This window comes from Herbaspirillum sp. C7C2 (assembly GCF_022627865.1).
GTDB lineage: Bacteria > Pseudomonadota > Gammaproteobacteria > Burkholderiales > Burkholderiaceae_D > Herbaspirillum > Herbaspirillum frisingense.
Genome location: NZ_JABXGI010000017.1, coordinates 70,094 through 88,143, shown reverse-complemented (window position 1 = coordinate 88,143; position 18,050 = coordinate 70,094). Strand labels below are relative to the sequence as shown.

At 63.1% G+C, this 18,050-nt stretch carries 14 protein-coding genes and 2 tRNA genes; 12 read left to right on the top strand and 4 right to left on the bottom strand.

Features of this window, described 5'->3' with window-relative positions; genetic code table 11:
* The first annotated feature begins 38 nt into the window (after nt 1-38).
* Nucleotides 39-293: a hypothetical protein gene (locus HWE04_RS18740; protein WP_077236434.1), complete on the top strand. Its 255-nt coding sequence runs from the start codon at nt 39-41 to the stop codon at nt 291-293.
* Nucleotides 294-581: 288 nt separating this feature from the next.
* Here HWE04_RS18740 and HWE04_RS18735 read toward each other — a convergent pair whose 3' ends face one another.
* Together HWE04_RS18735 and uvrB are read right to left on the bottom strand one after the other, a co-directional pair.
* The gene (locus HWE04_RS18735) at nt 582-1,400 is read right to left on the bottom strand and encodes a uracil-DNA glycosylase (RefSeq protein ID WP_241813363.1); all 819 of its coding nucleotides are present in this window, start codon (nt 1,398-1,400) and stop codon (nt 582-584) included.
* Nucleotides 1,401-1,500: 100 nt separating this feature from the next.
* Nucleotides 1,501-3,582, bottom strand: a complete 2,082-nt coding sequence (gene uvrB / locus HWE04_RS18730) for an excinuclease ABC subunit UvrB (protein WP_102663550.1) — start codon at nt 3,580-3,582, stop codon at nt 1,501-1,503.
* 421 nt (nt 3,583-4,003) lie between these two features.
* Between uvrB and HWE04_RS18725 the strand changes: the two genes are divergently transcribed.
* From HWE04_RS18725 to mnmH, 7 genes are all read left to right on the top strand, one after another.
* Nucleotides 4,004-5,221: an amino acid aminotransferase gene (locus HWE04_RS18725; RefSeq protein WP_077236436.1), complete on the top strand. Its 1,218-nt coding sequence runs from the start codon at nt 4,004-4,006 to the stop codon at nt 5,219-5,221.
* 125 nt (nt 5,222-5,346) lie between these two features.
* Nucleotides 5,347-5,422 (top strand) — tRNA-Asn (locus tag HWE04_RS18720).
* A 180-nt stretch (nt 5,423-5,602) separates the two neighbouring features.
* A tRNA-Asn gene (locus HWE04_RS18715) sits at nt 5,603-5,678 on the top strand.
* A gap of 115 nt (nt 5,679-5,793) precedes the next feature.
* Nucleotides 5,794-6,375 (top strand): nucleotidyltransferase domain-containing protein, encoded by a 582-nt coding sequence (locus tag HWE04_RS18710; RefSeq protein WP_241813350.1) that lies wholly within the window; start codon nt 5,794-5,796, stop codon nt 6,373-6,375.
* Nucleotides 6,362-6,763 carry a hypothetical protein gene (locus HWE04_RS18705; protein ID WP_241813349.1) on the top strand — a complete coding sequence of 134 codons (402 nt, stop codon included), beginning with the start codon at nt 6,362-6,364 and terminating at the stop codon, nt 6,761-6,763. The genes HWE04_RS18710 and HWE04_RS18705 overlap by 14 nt, the downstream gene beginning before the upstream one ends.
* Nucleotides 6,764-6,855: 92 nt before the next feature.
* A complete protein-coding gene (gene selD / locus HWE04_RS18700; RefSeq protein WP_006712847.1) occupies nt 6,856-7,890 on the top strand; it encodes a selenide, water dikinase SelD in 1,035 nt (344 codons plus the stop codon).
* Nucleotides 7,890-9,011 carry a tRNA 2-selenouridine(34) synthase MnmH gene (gene mnmH / locus HWE04_RS18695; protein ID WP_241813348.1) on the top strand — a complete coding sequence of 374 codons (1,122 nt, stop codon included), beginning with the start codon at nt 7,890-7,892 and terminating at the stop codon, nt 9,009-9,011. Before selD ends, mnmH begins: the two co-directional genes overlap by 1 nt.
* 7 nt (nt 9,012-9,018) lie before the next feature.
* Here mnmH and HWE04_RS18690 read toward each other — a convergent pair whose 3' ends face one another.
* Nucleotides 9,019-10,098, bottom strand: coding sequence for a permease (locus HWE04_RS18690; protein WP_241813347.1), 1,080 nt, complete (start codon nt 10,096-10,098; stop codon nt 9,019-9,021).
* A gap of 399 nt (nt 10,099-10,497) precedes the next feature.
* Between HWE04_RS18690 and HWE04_RS18685 the strand changes: the two genes are divergently transcribed.
* From HWE04_RS18685 to HWE04_RS18670, 4 genes are all read left to right on the top strand, one after another.
* Nucleotides 10,498-11,841 carry an MFS transporter gene (locus tag HWE04_RS18685; protein ID WP_102663545.1) on the top strand — a complete coding sequence of 448 codons (1,344 nt, stop codon included), beginning with the start codon at nt 10,498-10,500 and terminating at the stop codon, nt 11,839-11,841.
* A gap of 77 nt (nt 11,842-11,918) precedes the next feature.
* On the top strand, nt 11,919-13,487 hold the full coding sequence (gene garD / locus HWE04_RS18680; protein ID WP_241813346.1) for a galactarate dehydratase: 1,569 nt from the start codon (nt 11,919-11,921) through the stop codon (nt 13,485-13,487).
* Between the two features lie 79 nt (nt 13,488-13,566).
* Nucleotides 13,567-14,679 (top strand): lactonase family protein, encoded by a 1,113-nt coding sequence (locus HWE04_RS18675; protein WP_241813345.1) that lies wholly within the window; start codon nt 13,567-13,569, stop codon nt 14,677-14,679.
* 296 nt (nt 14,680-14,975) lie between these two features.
* On the top strand, nt 14,976-16,757 hold the full coding sequence (locus tag HWE04_RS18670) for a methyl-accepting chemotaxis protein (RefSeq protein WP_241813344.1): 1,782 nt from the start codon (nt 14,976-14,978) through the stop codon (nt 16,755-16,757).
* A 185-nt stretch (nt 16,758-16,942) separates the two neighbouring features.
* On the opposite strand, the gene kdgD is transcribed toward HWE04_RS18670, so the two are convergent.
* On the bottom strand, nt 16,943-17,863 hold the full coding sequence (kdgD, locus tag HWE04_RS18665; protein WP_077236442.1) for a 5-dehydro-4-deoxyglucarate dehydratase: 921 nt from the start codon (nt 17,861-17,863) through the stop codon (nt 16,943-16,945).
* Nucleotides 17,864-18,050: the final 187 nt, after the last annotated feature.

The window sequence follows — 18,050 nt, the reverse complement described above, 5'->3', positions numbered from 1 at the left end:
TCTTCAATCACCCAAACGTTAAACAGAAGGAAGTTGCAATGAACTCCGTGAGTATATTGGCAAAAGATGCCGGTTTTTCTAACAATTTGCGCTCGCTGGTCGAGCTGGTGAAGTTTGCCGTCCAGCAAGTCATCGCCGCCCACGCCCTCAAGCCTGTGCGCAACGATGCTGCCGAGATGCAGGATGCCGCCTATTTCGACGGCGTGACCGATCATTTCGAGATGGAAGTCCGTCTGCGTCAACTGGATCACAGCCATCTGCACGCCGTGTGGAAGCTGCAATCGCAGATCTGATACCGACTTCGACTATCGACGGTAGGTCGGCCGCATTCCGGCGCGACGCGCAAGTTGAAATACCGGTAGATGTCAGCAGTACCTGCAGCACCAGGCCCGATGCGCCTGAAGAAAAAAGAAGAGACCGGTTCCGTATGGTCGGAACCGAAGGCGGCACCAGCCGCAGCCCAGTAGCATCGCACCCCCAGCAGCATCGCAGCCGCGATGCAGGCAGCCCAGCGCCGCAGAACCTGTCCCCGCCATTAGCGGGGATTTGTCGTTTACGGCACCCGGATTGACGTCTGCCTTTTACGGGCGCTTCTCCAGCAGCCGCATGGCACCGAACAGCTGCTGCATGCCGCTGTGTTCGATGAAGCTCAGGTTATAGGGATGCTCGGCCACGGCACGCGGGAAGGACTGCACCAGCGGCAGGCTGTCCAGCTGTTCGGCGATCTTGCCCCACAGGACGAGGGTGGGCAAGGGCGTCGCCTGTTGTGCACCGTGCTCGGCCAGGGCGCGCAGCACGGTATCGAAGAAGGGCTTCCAGGCCCGGGCGTCCTTGACCGGCGCCACGTGGGCGCGGAAGACCAGGCTGGCATTGAGCAGCAGGAAGCCGTGCGCCGTCAGGTTGTCCTGCAGGTCGGCCAGGGTCTGGATGGTGCCGGCGGTATCGGCCTGGGCCTGGGCCGCAATGCCGGCGAGGGCGTCGCCACTGGTCTGGCCGGCTGGCACGCGGCCATCGGCCACCAGCAGCATCTTCATGAAATTGCGCAGCGAGGTGGCGCGATTGACCTGCTTGGACAAGCCCTTGTCCGACCACAGCGACCCCACCGCCCCATCCATGAAGCACACCCCGGTGGCGCTGGCCGCGCGCGGGTAGGGGCCTTCGCCCACCAGCACGTAACGCACCTGGTCCATAGGCTGGCGGAAGGCGGCGAAGAGCCGGCCTTCGGTGGGCAGGTAGTCATCCTGGGCGAGTGCCCCCAGGTAGGCCGGATCGGCCTGCTGGATCGCCTCCAGCCCGGCGCGCAAGGCCGGGTGCCAGGAAGAGTGGGCGCTGCGGATCAGGTCCAGCAGCGCGGTGGGCAGGGCGGGAAAGGGCGTGGCGGCGGGAGTGGCGGTAGACATGGGCGGGAAAGGCAGACGGCCGTAGCGATAAAGTGGCGGCATTGTATACCGCCTGATCGCCAGGCCGGCCTTCCCATGGCGCCTACCCTGGCGCCTGCGGTCAGGCGACGGCCGTATCGCTGCCGGGCGCGCCGAAGAGTTGCTGCTTCAGCACGTGCAACTGGTCGCGGGCGGCGGCCGCCTTTTCGAACTCCAGATTCTTGGCGTGTTCCTGCATCTGCTTTTCCAGGCGCTTGATCTCCTTGCTGATCTGCTTCTCGCTCATGGACTCGTAGTTCTTCTTCTCTTCGGCCACCATCAGCTCGCTGCGAGCCTGGGCCGGGTTGAAGACGCCGTCGATCAGTTCGCGGATTTCCTTCTTGATGCCGGTGGGGACAATGCCGTTGGCTTCGTTGAAAGCCATCTGCTTGGCGCGGCGGCGCTCGGTCTCGCCGATGGCCTTGTGCATGGAGTCGGTCACCACGTCGCCATAGAGGATGGCCATGCCGTTGAGGTTACGGGCCGCGCGGCCGATGGTCTGGATCAGGCTGCGTTCGGAACGCAGGAAGCCTTCCTTGTCCGCATCCAGGATCGCCACCAGCGAGACTTCGGGAATGTCCAGGCCTTCGCGCAGCAGGTTGATGCCGACCACCACATCGAAGGTGCCCAGGCGCAGGTCGCGGATGATCTCCACGCGCTCCACGGTGTCAATGTCGCTGTGCAGGTAGCGCACCTTGATACCGTTGTCGGAGAGGAATTCAGTCAGCTGCTCGGCCATGCGCTTGGTCAGTGTGGTCACCAGGACCCGTTCGTCGCGGGCGACGCGGTCGTTGATTTCCTGCATGAGGTCATCCACCTGGGTGGTGGCGGGACGCACGGAAATGATCGGGTCCACCAGGCCGGTGGGACGTACCACCTGTTCCACCACCTGGTCGGAATGGGTGTTTTCGTAGTCGGCCGGGGTGGCCGAGACGAAGATGGTCTGGCGCATCTTCTTCTCGAACTCGTCGAACTTCAGCGGCCGGTTGTCCAGCGCCGAGGGCAGGCGGAAGCCGTAGTCCACCAGGTTCACCTTGCGCGCACGGTCACCGTTGTACATGCCGTTCAACTGACCGATCAGGACGTGCGATTCATCCAGGAACATCACCGCATCCGGCGGCAGGTAGTCCACCAGGGTGGGCGGCGGATCGCCCGGCTTGGCGCCGGAGAGATGGCGCGAGTAGTTCTCGATGCCCTTGGTGAAACCGATCTCGGTCATCATCTCGATGTCGAAGCGGGTGCGCTGTTCCAGCCGCTGTTCTTCGATGAGCTTGTTTTCCTTGCGGAAGAATTCCAGGCGCTCGGCCAGTTCCTGCTTGATGGTCTCGATGGCGCGCAGCACCGTGGAGCGCGGCGTGACGTAGTGCGAGCCGGGGTAGATGGTGAAGCGTGGAATCTTCTGGCGCACGCGGCCGGTCAGCGGGTCGAACAATTGCAGGCTGTCGATCTCGTCATCGAAGGTCTCGATGCGCACCGCCAGTTCAGCGTGCTCGGCGGGGAACACGTCGATGGTGTCGCCGCGTACGCGGAAGGTGCCACGGCCGAAGTCCACTTCGTTGCGGGTGTACTGCATCTGGATCAGGCGGGCGATGACGTCGCGCTGCGAAACCTTGTCCTTGGCGCGCAGGGTCAGGATCATCTGGTGATATTCATTGGGATTACCGATACCGTAGATGGCCGAGACGGTGGCCACGATCACCACGTCGCGCCGCTCCATCAGCGACTTGGTGCAGGACAGGCGCATCTGCTCGATGTGTTCGTTGATCGAGGAATCCTTCTCGATGAACAGGTCGCGCTGGGGGACGTAGGCTTCGGGCTGGTAGTAGTCGTAGTAGCTGACGAAGTATTCCACCGCATTGTGCGGAAAGAATTCGCGGAACTCGCTGTAGAGCTGTGCCGCCAGCGTCTTGTTGGGCGCGAACACGATGGCCGGGCGCCCCAGGCGGGCGATGGTATTGGCCATGGTGTAGGTCTTGCCTGAGCCGGTCACCCCCAGCAGGGTCTGGTAGAACAGACCGTCGTGGACGCCTTCGACCAGCTTGTCGATGGCCGCCGGCTGGTCGCCGGCCGGCGGGAAGACCTGGTAGAGCTTGAAGGGCGAGTCGGGAAAGGTGATGAACTTGCTCTCGTCCAGCTCGGTGCTAATGGGGGTCAGTTCTGCCATGGTGTCGCTCGCCTCTGTCGCTCGTTTGCTCGGTGGGCCGCCGCAGTGCGCAGGGTCGGAGCAATGCCCGGATTCGGGGCATTGCGCGCAGGCAATGTGGTGGCGTGAATATTCATCAAATGCTGCCGGGATGTGGAAGTTCAAGACGCAAACGGCATGCCGGGATCAGCGCGACCGGACGCAAAGTGGCGTCAGGCGGCAGCTCATCGGTGCCAGACCGCGACACTGCGCGGCGCGGGTTATGTCGGCTCTGCATGGGCTCATGCAGATTCGGCAGGCAATTCACCCCGGCTGTATCTGTGATTGGGCATCCACTTTTGTTAGAATGCAGCGTTGCAAAAAGGTGCATGTCCGGCCGCTTGGACCTGCATCCATTTCCTTCTGCTGCGCTTTGTTGCAGCTAACTTTTCATGTTATCACGATGAACGCACCTGTCTCCGCCTCCCTGTTTTCCGCCATCGAAATGGCGCCGCGCGACCCTATCCTGGGCGTGACCGAAGCCTATAACGCCGACCAGAACCCGGCCAAGACCAATCTGGGCGTGGGTGTCTACTACGACGACAACGGCAAGGTCCCCCTGCTGGAATGCGTGAAGAAAGCCGAGGCGGAACTGGCGGCCAAGCTGGCCCCGCGTACCTACCTGCCCATCGACGGCCTGGCCACCTACGACCGCGCCGTGCAGGAGCTGGTCTTCGGCGCCGGCAGCGCCGTGGTGACCGAAAAGCGTGCGATCACCGTGCAGGCCCTGGGCGGCACCGGTGCCCTGAAGCTGGGCGCCGACTTCCTGAAGCACTTCTCGCCGGCCGGCACCGAAGTCTGGATCAGCGACCCAAGCTGGGAAAACCACCGCGCCCTGTTCGAGATGGCCGGCTTCAAGGTCAACGCCTATCCCTACTATGACCCCTCCACCCGCGGCGTGAACTTCGCCGGCATGCTGGACGCCTTGAAGACCATGAAGGCCGGTTCGGTCGTGCTGCTGCACGCCTGCTGCCACAACCCCACCGGCGCCGATCTGACCGACGACCAGTGGACCCAGGTCATCGAAGTGGTGACCTCGCGCGGCCTGGTCCCGTTCCTGGACATGGCCTACCAGGGCTTTGGCGACGGTATCGCCGAAGACGGCCAGGTGGTGCGCCGCTTCGCCGAAGCCGGCGGCCCGCTGTTCGTGTCGAACTCCTTCTCCAAGTCCTTCTCGCTGTATGGCGAACGCGTCGGCGCACTGTCCATCGCCGCCGCCAGCGCCGAGGAAGCCGCCCGCGTGCTGTCGCAACTGAAGCGCGTGGTCCGCACCAACTACTCCAACCCGCCGATCCACGGTGGCCAGGTGGTCGCTACCGCCCTGGCATCGCCCGAACTGCGCAAGCTGTGGGAAGACGAGCTGGCCGAGATGCGCGTGCGCATCCGCGAAATGCGTCAGCTGCTGGTCGCCAAGCTGAAGGAAAAGGCGCCCAGCCACGACTTCGATTTCGTTACCCGCCAACGCGGCATGTTCTCCTACTCGGGCCTGACCAAGGCCCAGGTGGATCGCCTGCGCAACGAGTTCTCGATCTACGCCGTCGACACCGGCCGCATCTGCGTGGCCGCATTGAACAGCAAGAACATCGACGCCGTCGTCAACGCCATCGCCAAGGTGCTGTAATGCGTTTTCCCGCCTTGTCTGCGGATGGGGCGGGAGCGGCATTTCTCCTATGAAGAAATGGCAATTTCCCTGAAAAAAGTTTTGACATGAAGTAAAAATCGGGTCATAATCTTTTTCTCAGCTGTTCCCTGATAGCTCAGTCGGTAGAGCGACGGACTGTTAATCCGCAGGTCCCTGGTTCGAGTCCAGGTCGGGGAGCCAAAGAATGCGAAGGCCTCGCAAGCAATTGCGGGGCCTTTTCAATGTGTGTGTGGCCTGTGATGCAGGTCGTGCGCAAGGGCGGCAGGGCTATGCCGCCACGATGCAGAACGGTGTAAAAAATTTTCGTTTTCCTCTCTGGTCATTCGGAAAAAAATCGTTCATAATCGCGCCCTCAATTGATCCCTGATAGCTCAGTCGGTAGAGCGACGGACTGTTAATCCGCAGGTCCCTGGTTCGAGTCCAGGTCGGGGAGCCAGAATACGAAAGCCTCGCAAGTTTCTTGCGGGGCTTTTTTGTTTTTGTCCTGCGGTCATGGCAGCCGTCTTGGGTGCTGCGCCAGATTTTGGCTCAATTGAGCTAGAATATGGCGCATGACGACGCTCGCCGATGCTCTTTTCTCCAAATCCACGCAAGCCATTCTGGGGCAGCTTTTCCTGCATCCGGAAGGGATGCATCTGCGTGCCTTGATGAGCAGCACCGGCCTGGGGTCGGCCTCGGCCCAGCGTGAACTGGGCAAGCTGACCGGCGCCGGATTGCTGCTCAAGGAAGAGATGGGCCGGGTGCAGTTGTACAAGCCCAATCCGGCCTCTCCGATTTTTTCGGAATTGAGCGCCATCGTGCGCAAGACCTTTGGCGTGGCCGATGCCATCAGAGCTATGCTCCTGCCTTTCGCAGCGCGCATCGACCGGGCTTTCATCTATGGGTCGGTCGCCAAGGGGCAGGACACCGCCGCCAGCGATATCGACCTGTTGATGGTGGCGGACGACGTGGGTAGTGCTGATCTCTACCCGGAACTGGTCGCGCTGGAATCCCGCCTGGGCAGGAAGATTTCGTTGAAGGTCTATCGTCCTGCCGAATTCCAGAAGAAGCTGGCTGCCCGGCATCACTTTCTCATGGCGGTGATGGCGGGGCCGGTCATCGACCTGATCGGAGTGCAGGATGGGCATCAATGAGCTGGAAAACCTTCTACGGCTTGGTCAACTGAAGGCGGAGCCTCCTGCGAATGCAGAAATCGAGATCCATCTGCAAAGCGGTCGTGATCGCCTGCGCGATGCTCTGTTGCCCGGCTTATCGCTGTCAAGCCGGTTTCTGCTGGGCTACAGCGCGGCCTACGCCTTTTCACTGGCGGCGCTACCTCGCCAGGGATTTCGTCCGGTGAACCGCTACGTCGTATTCCAGTGCCTGCCGCATACGCTGGGCGTGGGACCGGAGATCTGGCGGCTCCTGGCCCAGGCCCACGACGTGCGCAACGGCTTTGAATATGAGGGCAGTGACGAGGTGACGGAGGACCTCGGGCTCCAGGTCATCCGTTGCGCCGAAGTATTGGACAGATTGCTGTAGTCCTGACCACCCGCAGGGTGCTGCCGCGCTTCAATCCTGCCCCTCAAACGCTGCTAGAATCGGCATCCCCTCCGAACAGCCAGGACATTCCCATGAGCGAACCCATTCGTCTGACCCAGTACAGCCATGGTGCCGGTTGTGGCTGCAAGATTTCACCGCAGGTGCTGGAAGTGATCCTCGCCGGTAGTGGCGCCCAGCATCTGGACCCCAAGCTGTGGGTGGGCAACGCCTCCCGCGACGACGCTGCCGTCTATGCCATCGACGAAGAGCGTGGCGTGGTCTCGACCACCGATTTCTTCATGCCCATCGTCGACGATCCCTTCGACTTCGGACGCATCGCCGCCACCAATGCCATCAGCGACATCTACGCCATGGGCGGCGACCCGCTGATGGCCATCGCCATCCTCGGCTGGCCGGTCAATGTGCTGCCGCCTGAGGTGGCGCGTGAAGTGGTGCGCGGCGGCCGCGCGGCCTGCGATGCGGCCGGCATCCCGCTGGCCGGTGGCCATTCCATCGATGCGCCGGAGCCCATCTTCGGCCTGGCCGTGACGGGCGTGGTCGACAAGCGCAATATGAAGCGCAATGACACCGCCACCGCCGGTTGCCTGCTCTATCTCACCAAGCCGCTGGGCATCGGCATCCTCACCACCGCCGAGAAAAAGGGCAAGCTGCGTGCCGAAGACGTGGGCAGCGCGCGTGACTGGATGTGCAAGCTCAACCAGCCCGGCAGCCGCTTTGGCAAGCTGGCCGGGGTGACCGCCATGACCGATGTGACCGGCTTCGGCCTGCTGGGTCACCTGGTCGAGATGTGCGACGGCAGTGGCCTGACGGCGCGCATCGAATCGGGGCGCGTACCCAGCCTGCCGGGCGTGCCGTATTACCTCGCCGAAGGCTGCGTGCCGGGTGGTACCTTGCGCAATTTCGAGAGCTATGGCGCCAGGATCAGCCCGCTGAGCGATAGCCAGAAGCACCTGCTGTGCGACCCGCAAACCAGCGGCGGCTTGCTGGTGGCGGTGCGTCCCGAGGCCAATCCCGAATTCCTCGCCACGGCGGCTGCGCTGGGCCTGGAACTGGCCCCCATCGGCGAACTGGTGGAACGACAGCGATACGCCGTCGAGGTCCTCTGATGGCCGATATCCAGCCCAGTCAGGCGCTGTTTCTGGCCGATACGCCCATGCTCGATGCGCGGGCGCCGGTGGAATTCGGCAAGGGGTCGTTTCCGACGGCAGTGAACCTGCCGCTGATGAACGATAGCGAGCGCCATCAGGTCGGCCTGCGCTACAAGGAGGAGGGGCAGCAATCGGCCATCGAACTGGGTCACCAACTGGTCAGCGGCCCGGTCAAGGAAGCGCGCATTGCCGCCTGGGCGCGATTTGCGCAGGCGCATCCTGACGGCTGCCTGTACTGTTTTCGCGGCGGTCTGCGCTCGCAGATCACCCAGCAATGGTTGAAAAGTGAAGCCGGCATCGCCTATCCCCGCGTGGCTGGCGGCTACAAGGCGCTGCGGCATTTCCTGATGCAGTCCATCGAAGAGGCGCTGGCGCAATGCCAGTTCGTGGTAGTGGGCGGCATGACCGGCAGCGGCAAGACCGATGTGCTGCTGCAGCTGGACAATGCGCTGGATCTGGAAGCCTACGCCAACCACCGTGGCTCCAGCTTCGGCAAGCGCGCTTCGGCGCAGCCGGCACCCATCGATTTCGAGCACCGGCTGGCGATTGCCATGATCAAGCTGCGTGCGCAGGGCCATCACTGGTTCGCGCTGGAAGACGAGAGCCGCCTGATCGGTGCCTGCGCCTTGCCACTGGCGCTGCACCAGCGCATGCAGAGTCTGCCCATGGTGTGGCTGGAAGACAGCCGGGCAGGGCGCGTGGAGCGCATCCTGCGCGATTATGTCAGTGGCTTGAGCGAGGAGTATCTGGCGCTGGACCCGCGCCACGGTTTCGAACGCTATCGGGCCCATTTGCTGGCCGCGCTGGGCAAGCTGGTCAAGCGCCTGGGCGACCAGCGCTACCGGCAGTTGCTGCAGCTGATGGAAACCGCCCTGGCGCGCCAGGAGAAAGATGGCGTGGTCGACCTGCACCGGGCCTGGATCGAGTCCCTGCTGACGGACTACTACGACCCGGTCTATGCCTTCCAGCGCGAAGCCAAACGCTCGCGCCTGCTGTTCGCAGGCAACCAGGCCGAGGTGGTCGACTTCCTGCGCCAGCATCGGCCGCAGCCTATGTCGATGGCGCAAGCCCAGGCCTGAGCAGGCCCTAGAACAGGGCCACGGCGGCCAGACCGCTGGCCGCACCGATCAGGATTGTCATGACGGTCACCGTCACCAGCACGCGCGGCGTGAAGGAGCTGCGCAGCATCAGCAGCGAGGGCAGGCTGATGCTGGGCAGTGTCATCAGCAGCGCCACAGCCGGACCGACGCCCATGCCCAGGGACAGCATGGATTGCACGATGGGGATTTCGGCTGCCGTCGGGATCACGAACAGCGTGCCCACCACGGCCAGCGCCACGATCCACAGCAGGCTGTTGCCCATGCTGGCATCCACCTGCGGGAACAGCCATACACGGGCCGCGCCCAGGGCCAGGACCACCACGATGTAGATCGGGATCGTGCTCCAGAACAATTGCCAGAGTTGACGACCCCAGCGAAGCAGGAAGGGGCGGGCGCTGTCTGCCTGTTCGCCTTGATCTGCCTGGGCTACGGCATCCAGTGCGGCTTGCGGCAGAGCTGCTGGCTGCGCCTGGGCCTGCGAGACGCGCTGCGCCACCAGCGCCACGCCCACCACCAGCAAGATACCCGCCACCAGCCGCAGCGCAGCCATCTGCCAGCCCAGCACGAAGCCCATGAATACCAGCGTGGCCGGATTGAGTACCGGATTGGCCATCCAGAAGGCCAGCGCCGCCCCGACCGATACCTGCTGGCGGCGCATGCCGGCCACCACGGGTGCGGCGCAGCAGCTGCACATCATGCCGGGCAGTGCAAACAGGCCGCCACGCAGCGTGGAGCCCAGACCGGCGCGGCCGAACACGCGCAACAGCCAGTCGCGCGGAACCAGGACCTGTACCAGCGACCCCAGCAATACGCCCAGTACGGCGGCCTTCCAGATCGCTGCGAAGTAGACACCGGCATATTCCAGCGCCGCCGACCACGGCGCCGTCGGTGCGTTGGACAGGATGGACGCGCCGATGCTGTGTTTGTCGGCGGCCACAAAAGACTTCAGGTAATACGGCGACCACTTGACGTAATACAAGCCGATGGCCGCCACCAGCACGAACAGCAGGGGTTTGAGCCAGGGGGCTGCCGGGCGCGATGGTGGCAGGGAGGGAGAGGTATTCATGGTTGAAGCATGGGAATGGACGAATGCGCGCATGATACGCGTGCCGGCGCGCTACGTCAGGTGCGGCCAGCATGTCGTACAACTTCATCTGGTGCGAAGGCGCTTCTAACCCGTTTGCATGGTCCCCACGAGCGGCTGCCGGGACGTGTGGATGTGTCGGTAAATGGTCGCTTGGCCCGCGCCGATGGCGGGGTTCAGGCCTCTGCCCGGGGGTAGTCGGCGGCCCGGCCAGGAAAAGCATTCATCGCTTGCGGTTGGCTTTCTTCCTGTTATACTGCGCGTGCTGTTGTATGACGTCTTATAACAATTCAATCGATACCCATCAACAACAATACGTCAAGGGATGTCCGCGCCCACCGGGCCGGCCCTGCAAGGCGAGTCGAGACCTGGAGAAAGCAATTGGCGCAAAGCAATGACACCGGCCTGGCCGGCGGGGCGGGCAAGCCCACCCATATCCGTTACCTGATCCTGTTCCTGCTGTTCGTGGTGACCACGGTCAATTATGCCGACCGCGCCACCCTGTCCATCGCCGGCTCGGCGATGAAGACCGAGTTGTCGCTGGACCCGGTGATGATGGGCTACATCTTCTCGGCCTTCAGCTGGGCCTATGTGCTGGCGCAATTGCCGGGCGGCTGGCTGCTGGACCGTTTCGGTTCCAAGAAGATCTACATGTGGAGTATCGGTCTGTGGTCGGTCTTCACTTTCCTGCAAGCGGGTGTGACCTGGATGAGCACCGGGGCGGCCGTGATGTCGCTGTTCCTGCTGCGCTTCATGGTGGGTCTGGCGGAGGCGCCGTCCTTCCCGGCCAACGGCCGTATCGTGGCGGCCTGGTTCCCGACCAAGGAACGCGGCACGGCGTCGGCCATCTTCAACTCGGCGCAGTATTTCGCGGCCGTGCTGTTCACGCCGCTGATGGCCTGGATCGTCCATACCTATAGCTGGCACCATGTGTTCACGGTGATGGGCGTGGTCGGCATCGCGCTGGCGCTGATCTGGGGCAAGATCATCTACAGCCCCAAGGACCATCCGCGCATCAACCAGGCCGAGCTGCAGCACATCGAGTCCGGCGGTGGCCTGGTGGACATGGACAACCGCAAGGTGGCTGCACCCTCCACCAAGGGCAAGGGTTATATCCGCCAGCTGCTGTCCAACCGCATGCTGCTGGGCGTGTATATCGGCCAGTACTGCATCAACGTGATCACCTATTTCTTCCTGACCTGGTTCCCGGTGTATCTGGTGCAGGAGCGCGGCATGTCCATCCTCAAGGCCGGTTTCGTGGCCTCGATCCCGGCGGTGTGCGGCTTCATCGGCGGCGTGGTCGGCGGGCTGATCTCGGATCGCCTGATCAAGAGCGGCATGTCGGTGACCTGGTCGCGCAAGATCCCCATCGTGGGCGGCATGCTGCTGTCCATGACCATGATCCTGTGCAACTATGTCGAGGCACAGTGGATGGTGGTGGGCATCATGGCGCTGGCCTTCTTCGGCAAGGGCGTGGGCGCACTGGGCTGGGCCGTGGTGGCCGATACCGCACCCAAGCAGATCGTGGGCTTGTCGGGTGGATTGTTCAACATGTTCGGTAACGTGGCCGGCATTACCACTCCGATCGTCATCGGCTACATCGTCAAGGAAACTGGTTCCTTCTCGGGCGCGCTGGTGTTCGTGGGTGTCAATGCACTGATCACGGTGATCAGCTATCTTGTCATCGTCAAGGAAATCAAGCGCGTCGAACTGAAGGACGCCTGAGGACCTTGCCGGCGGCCGTCGTCCTGACGCGCCGCCGTTTCATTTGATTCGCAGCATTCTGTCGTATGGGACTTAGCATGAGCAACGATATCGCCGCCAGCCAGGCAACCACCCCGCGCTACATCATGATGAACGACACCGACAATGTCGCCATCGTCGTCAACGACGGCGGCCTGCCGGCCGGCACCGTCTTCCCGGATGGCCTGACCCTGGTCGACCGTGTTCCCCAGGGCCACAAGATCGCCTTGCGCGACCTCAAGCAGGGCGAGGCCATCACGCGCTATGACGTGGCCATCGGCTATGCGGTGCGCGATATTCCCAAGGGCAGCTGGATCGAGGAATCGCTGGTGCAGATGCCGCCGGCCCGCGAACTGGACAACCTGCCCATCGCCACCAAGAAGCCGGCGCCGCAGCCGCCGCTGGAAGGCTATACCTTCGAGGGTTATCGCAATGCCGATGGTTCGGTCGGTACCCGCAACCTGCTGGCCATCACCACCACCGTGCAATGCGTGGCGGGCGTGGTGGAGCACGCGGTCAAGCGCATCCGCGCCGAACTGTTGCCCAAGTATCCCAATGTGGAAGATGTGGTGGCGCTAGAGCATACCTATGGCTGCGGCGTGGCCATCGATGCGCCCAATGCCGGCATCCCCATCCGCACGCTGCGCAACATCAGCCTGAATCCCAACTTCGGCGGCCAGGCCATGGTGGTCAGCCTGGGTTGCGAAAAGCTTCAGCCCAATCGCCTGCTGCCTGAAAACATGATCCCCATCCACAAGGCCGGCGAGCCCTATGTGGTCTGCCTGCAGGATGCGGAGCACGTGGGCTTCAACTCCATGATCGACTCCATCATGAAGATGGCCGAGGCGCGCCTGACCGAGCTCGACAAGCGCCGTCGCGAAACCTGCCCGGCCTCCGACCTGGTGGTGGGCGTGCAGTGCGGTGGCAGCGATGCCTTCTCCGGCGTGACCGCCAACCCCGCCGTGGGCTTCGCCACCGACCTGCTGGTGCGGGCCGGGGCGGCGGTGATGTTCTCGGAGGTGACCGAGGTCCGTGACGGCATCGACCAGCTGACCTCGCGCGCGGTCAACGAGGACGTGGCGCAGGCCATGATCCGCGAGATGGACTGGTACGACAACTACCTCAAGCAGGGCGGCGTGGACCGCAGTGCCAATACCACCCCCGGCAACAAGAAGGGCGGTCTGGCCAATATCGTCGAGAAGGCCATGGGTTCCATCGTCAAGTCCGGCTCCAGCCCGATCTCGGGCGTGCTTGCGCCGGGCGACAAGCTGCAGCAGAAGGGCCTGATCTACGCCGCCACGCCGGCCTCCGACTTCATCTGCGGCACGCTGCAGCTGGCCGCCGGCATGAACCTGCATATCTTCACCACCGGCCGTGGCACCCCCTATGGCCTGGCAGCGGTGCCGGTGATCAAGGTCGCCACCCGCAACGACCTGGCGCGGCGCTGGCACGACCTGATGGACGTCAATGCCGGTCGCATCGCCAGCGGCGAGGCCAGCATCGAGGACGTGGGCTGGGAACTGTTCCAGCTGATGCTGGACGTGGCCAGCGGCAAGAAGCGCACCTGGGCCGAGCAGTGGAAACTGCATAACGCGCTGACCCTGTTCAATCCGGCGCCAGTGACCTGATCCTTCCTTGGGGCCCGCTTGCGGGTCCTTTTTTTTGCTTCAGTTTTTCGAACAACAATATGAATCGACAGGAGACACCATGAGCCACGACAACGCCCGCAACCCTTCCGCCACCCCGTCCCGCCTTGCCACCTTGATCGCCACCTCCGTCCTCAGCCTGGCCGCTGTCCAGGCCGGCGCCGCCACGGTGGCCTATGTCTCCAATGCCGACAGCCAGGACATCTACGTGCTGCGCCTCAATGGCGACGGCAGCGTGAACCTGATCGACCGGGTCGACACCGGCAGTACCGTCATGCCGCTGGCCATCAGCCCCGATCACAAATACCTGTATGCCTCGCTGCGCGGCCAGCCTTACTCGGTGCTCAGCTACGCCATCGACCCCGCCAGCGGCATGCTCAAGGTGCTTTCCAAGACGCCGCTGGCCGACAACATGGCCAACATCGCCACCGACCGCACCGGGCGCTACCTGCTGGCGGCGTCTTACTCCGGCAACAAGATCTCGGTCAATGCCATCGGTGCCGATGGCGTGGTGCAGACCCCGCCGCTGGCCGTGATCCCCACCGGCAAGAACGCCCACTCGGTACAGGTGGACCCCGACAATACGCACGTCTTCGCCAGCAACCTGGGCAGCGATGTGATCCTGCAATACCGCTTCGACGCCGCCACCGGCAAGCTCACTGCCAACACGCCGCCCGCAGTCAGTACCCAGGCCGGGGCGGGGCCGCGTCATTTCGTGTTTTCACGGGACCTGCGTTTCGTCTACTCGACCAATGAGCTTGATGCCACCGTCAGTACCTATGCCTATGACCGTCAGAACGGCACGCTCAGCCTGCTGGGTAGCGACTCGCTCCTGCCGGAGGGCTTCAAGACCAGCGAGCAACTGGCCGCGGCCGATCTGCACCTGACCCCGGACGGCCGTTTCCTTTACGCTTCCGAGCGCACCTCCAATACCCTGACCGGCTTCAAGGTCGATCCCGCCAGCGGCAAGCTCACCCGCATCCTCAACATACCCACCGAAACCCAGCCGCGCGGCTTCAACATCGACCCGCGTGGCCGCTACCTGCTGGCGGTCGGGCAGAAGGCCGGCCTGACCAGCTACGCCATCGACCGCGATACTGGCGCCCTCACGCCGGTCTTGCGCTATACCCTGGGCCGCAACCCCAACTGGGTCGAGATCATCGACCTGCCCTGATCCTTCCCCTTACAGCCCCGGGCCACCTCTGCCCAGCGTCTGATGGGCGACCGGCCTTGTCATGATGTTCATATGACAAGGCCAATTTCTGTCTCTTTTGCACGCAGCTTGATCCAGGACAGGCGGCGCCTCGCGTTGCCATTGCACAATGCCGCCTGACAGCCTGCTGACCGCTCTAACCGGGAAATAGGGTGGTTTTGGTCTGGTTGCCGTCCGATTGCAGAGGGGGCGGCTGCTGTATCGTCAAGTGCTAGTCTCATTTCTAATGTTGTCCAAAAATTAAGCGGAGAGAGGGAATGCGGAATCTTACGGTTCGCTTCAGCCTGATGAGCGCGCTTGCGCTGTTTTCTTGCATGATCGTGGTCGGTGCTGCGGTCGGTATCTTTGCCCTGGGCCGGGCCAATCATGCGACCGAGTATGTGCACGAGATCACCGAGCGCGCCTTGTTGATCAATGATGCCTACAAGGACACCACGCGCACCCGCGCAGCGCAGTCCCGCATCTATTCGACCTTGATGGAAAAGGGCGACCAGGCCGTGATCGACGCGGCCTTCAAGAGCGCCCAGACCACCTACGAACGTAGTCTCAAATACCTGGACGACTACGCCAAACTCCCCGATCTGGAGGGCCAGGATCCTGCCACCAAGACCGAATTGATCGAATCGGCCAAGGCCTTGAACGAGATCCTGAAGAAGGCCACCGAGGTGCTCAGGAGTGGTGATGCCGCTGCCTATTCGCAGCTGAACAACAACTTCATCAGCAAGGGTGGCGCGCGCTTCTCGACCGCGCTGGACGTCTACCAGAAGCGTGCCATGGAGCTTAACGACAAGGCCACCACCGAACGCCAGCGTGAATACAACCTGGTGGTGTGGCTGGTCGTGGCCGGTCTCATCGGTGCCATGTTCCTGGTCATCGGCGTGCACTTCATGCTGCGCAACATCGTGCTCACGCCCCTCAATCGCGCCGTGCACCTGCTGGACCTGGTGGCCAATGGCGACCTGACCACCAAGGTCGACGTCGAGAGCAAGAACGAGATCGGTCGCCTGTTCGCGGCCATCCGCAGCATGCAGCAGGCGCTGCTGACGACGGTGTCCAGCGTGCGCAGCAGTTCCGACAGCATCGACACCAATGCCAAGGAAATCGCGGCCGGCAACATGGACCTGTCCTCGCGCACCGAGCAGCAGGCCAGCTCGCTGGAAGAGACCGCCGCCTCGATGGAGGAATTGACCGGCACCGTCAAGCAGAACGCCGAGAATGCCCTGCAGGCCAACCAGCTGGCGCATTCGGCTTCTTCCACCGCCAGCAAGGGGGGCGAGGTGGTATCGCAGGTGGTGGATACGATGCAGGCCATCAACGAATCCTCGCGCAAGATCGTGGACATCATCAGCGTGATCGACGGCATTGCCTTCCAGACCAACATCCTGGCGCTCAACGCAGCGGTGGAAGCGGCCCGTGCCGGTGAACAGGGACGCGGCTTTGCCGTGGTGGCGTCGGAAGTGCGATCCCTGGCTCAGCGCTCGGCCGCTGCTGCCAAGGAAATCAAGTCCCTCATCGACGATTCGGTGGACAAGGTCGAGGCTGGCAGCCAACTGGTCGAGCAGGCCGGGGCCACCATGAGCGAGGTGGTCACCAGCGTGCAGCGCGTCACCGACATCGTGGGCGAGATCGCCGAAGCCAGTCGCGAGCAGAGCACCGGGATCGAGCAGGTCAACCGGGCCATCACCCAGATGGACGAGGTGACCCAGCAGAACGCGGCGCTGGTGGAAGAAGCCGCGGCCGCCGCCCAGTCCTTGCAGGCGCAGGCCACCAACCTGGTGGCTGCAGTCAGCATCTTCAAGATCGATGCGCACCAGGTCGCCAGTGCGTCGGTCAAGGCGCGCCCCATGCCCAAGGCAGCACCGGCACCCCAGGCTGCGCCTGCGATGGCGTCGGTCAGCGCGCCGGTTGCGCCCAAGGCCGCTCCTGCTGCCGCGCCCAAGCTGCCCCCGGCCAAACCAACCAAGCCGGCCGGCGCATCGGCGAGCTCATCGGCCAGCGCCCGGGGCAAGGACGACGCCCAGGATTGGGAAGAGTTCTGAACCCATCATCAGGATGCCGGCCTGGCCGGACCTGAGTGGAAAGAAACCTCCGTCGCACTGGCGTCGGAGGTTTTTTTTCGTGCACCCACCCCGTCAGCGGGGCGGTCAAGCAAAAGGGCCGCAGATTTCTGCGGCCCCTTGGTCTTTCTGATTCTCATGCGAGCCCAAGCGGGCTCATTACATCCTTACTGCGGACCCAGCTTCTTGATCAGCGCAGCCAGCTCTTCATGCTCCTGCGGGGTGCAATCGGTCAGCGGGGTACGCACCGGACCGGCATCGTGACCCACGATCTTGGCACCGGCCTTGACGATGGAGACGGCGTAACCAGCCTTGCGGTTGCGGATTTCCAGGTAGGGCAGGAAGAAGTCGTCGATCAGCTTGCCCACGGTGGCGTGGTCGTCCTTGGCGATGGCTTCGTAGAACTGCACGGCCGTCTTGGGGATGAAGTTGAACACTGCCGAGGAGTAGACCGGCACGCCCAGTGCCTTGTAGGCAGCGGCGTACACTTCGGCCGTCGGCAGGCCACCCAGGTAGGTGAAGCGGTCGCCCAGCTTGCGGCGGATGTGCACCATCGGCTCGATCTCGCCGATGCCGTCCTTGAAACCGATCAGGTTCGGGCAGCGGTCGGCCAGCTTTTGCAGGGTCTCGGCGTTGAGCTTGCAGACGGCGCGGTTGTAGATGATCACGCCGAAATTGACCGATTTGCAGACCGCTTCCACGTGGGCGGCGATACCGTCCTGGCTGGCTTCGGTCAGGTAGTGCGGCATCAGCAGGATGCCGTGTGCACCCAGGCGTTCGGCTTCCTGGGCATAGGCGATGGCTGCGCGGGTGGAGCCGCCGGCACCGGCGATGATGGGCACCTTGCCACGGCAGGTATCCACGGCGGTGCGGATGATGTCCGAATACTCGCCCGGCACCAGAGAGAAGAATTCACCCGTGCCGCCAGCGGCGAACAGGGCGCTGGCGCCGTACGGAGCCAGCCATTCCAGGCGCTCGATATAGGTCTTGGGGCGGAAATCGCCCTGCTCGTCGAAGTCGGTCAGCGGGAAGGACAGCAGGCCGGAAGAGAGGATCTGTTTGAGGTCTTGGGGTGTGTACTGGGACATGTTTTCGCTCGACGCCGTTGGAAATCAGTTGGAAATAGGGTGGAAACGGAGGCCCGGGCGCAAGTCAGCGGGACGGACACCGGGTTCCGATCAAAACTGCATATGACATCAGTCATCGTACAACATAAGATTTCAGAAATCCAGCAATTTATTGTGACGTGTTGGACTAAGGAGGGGAGCCAGGGAG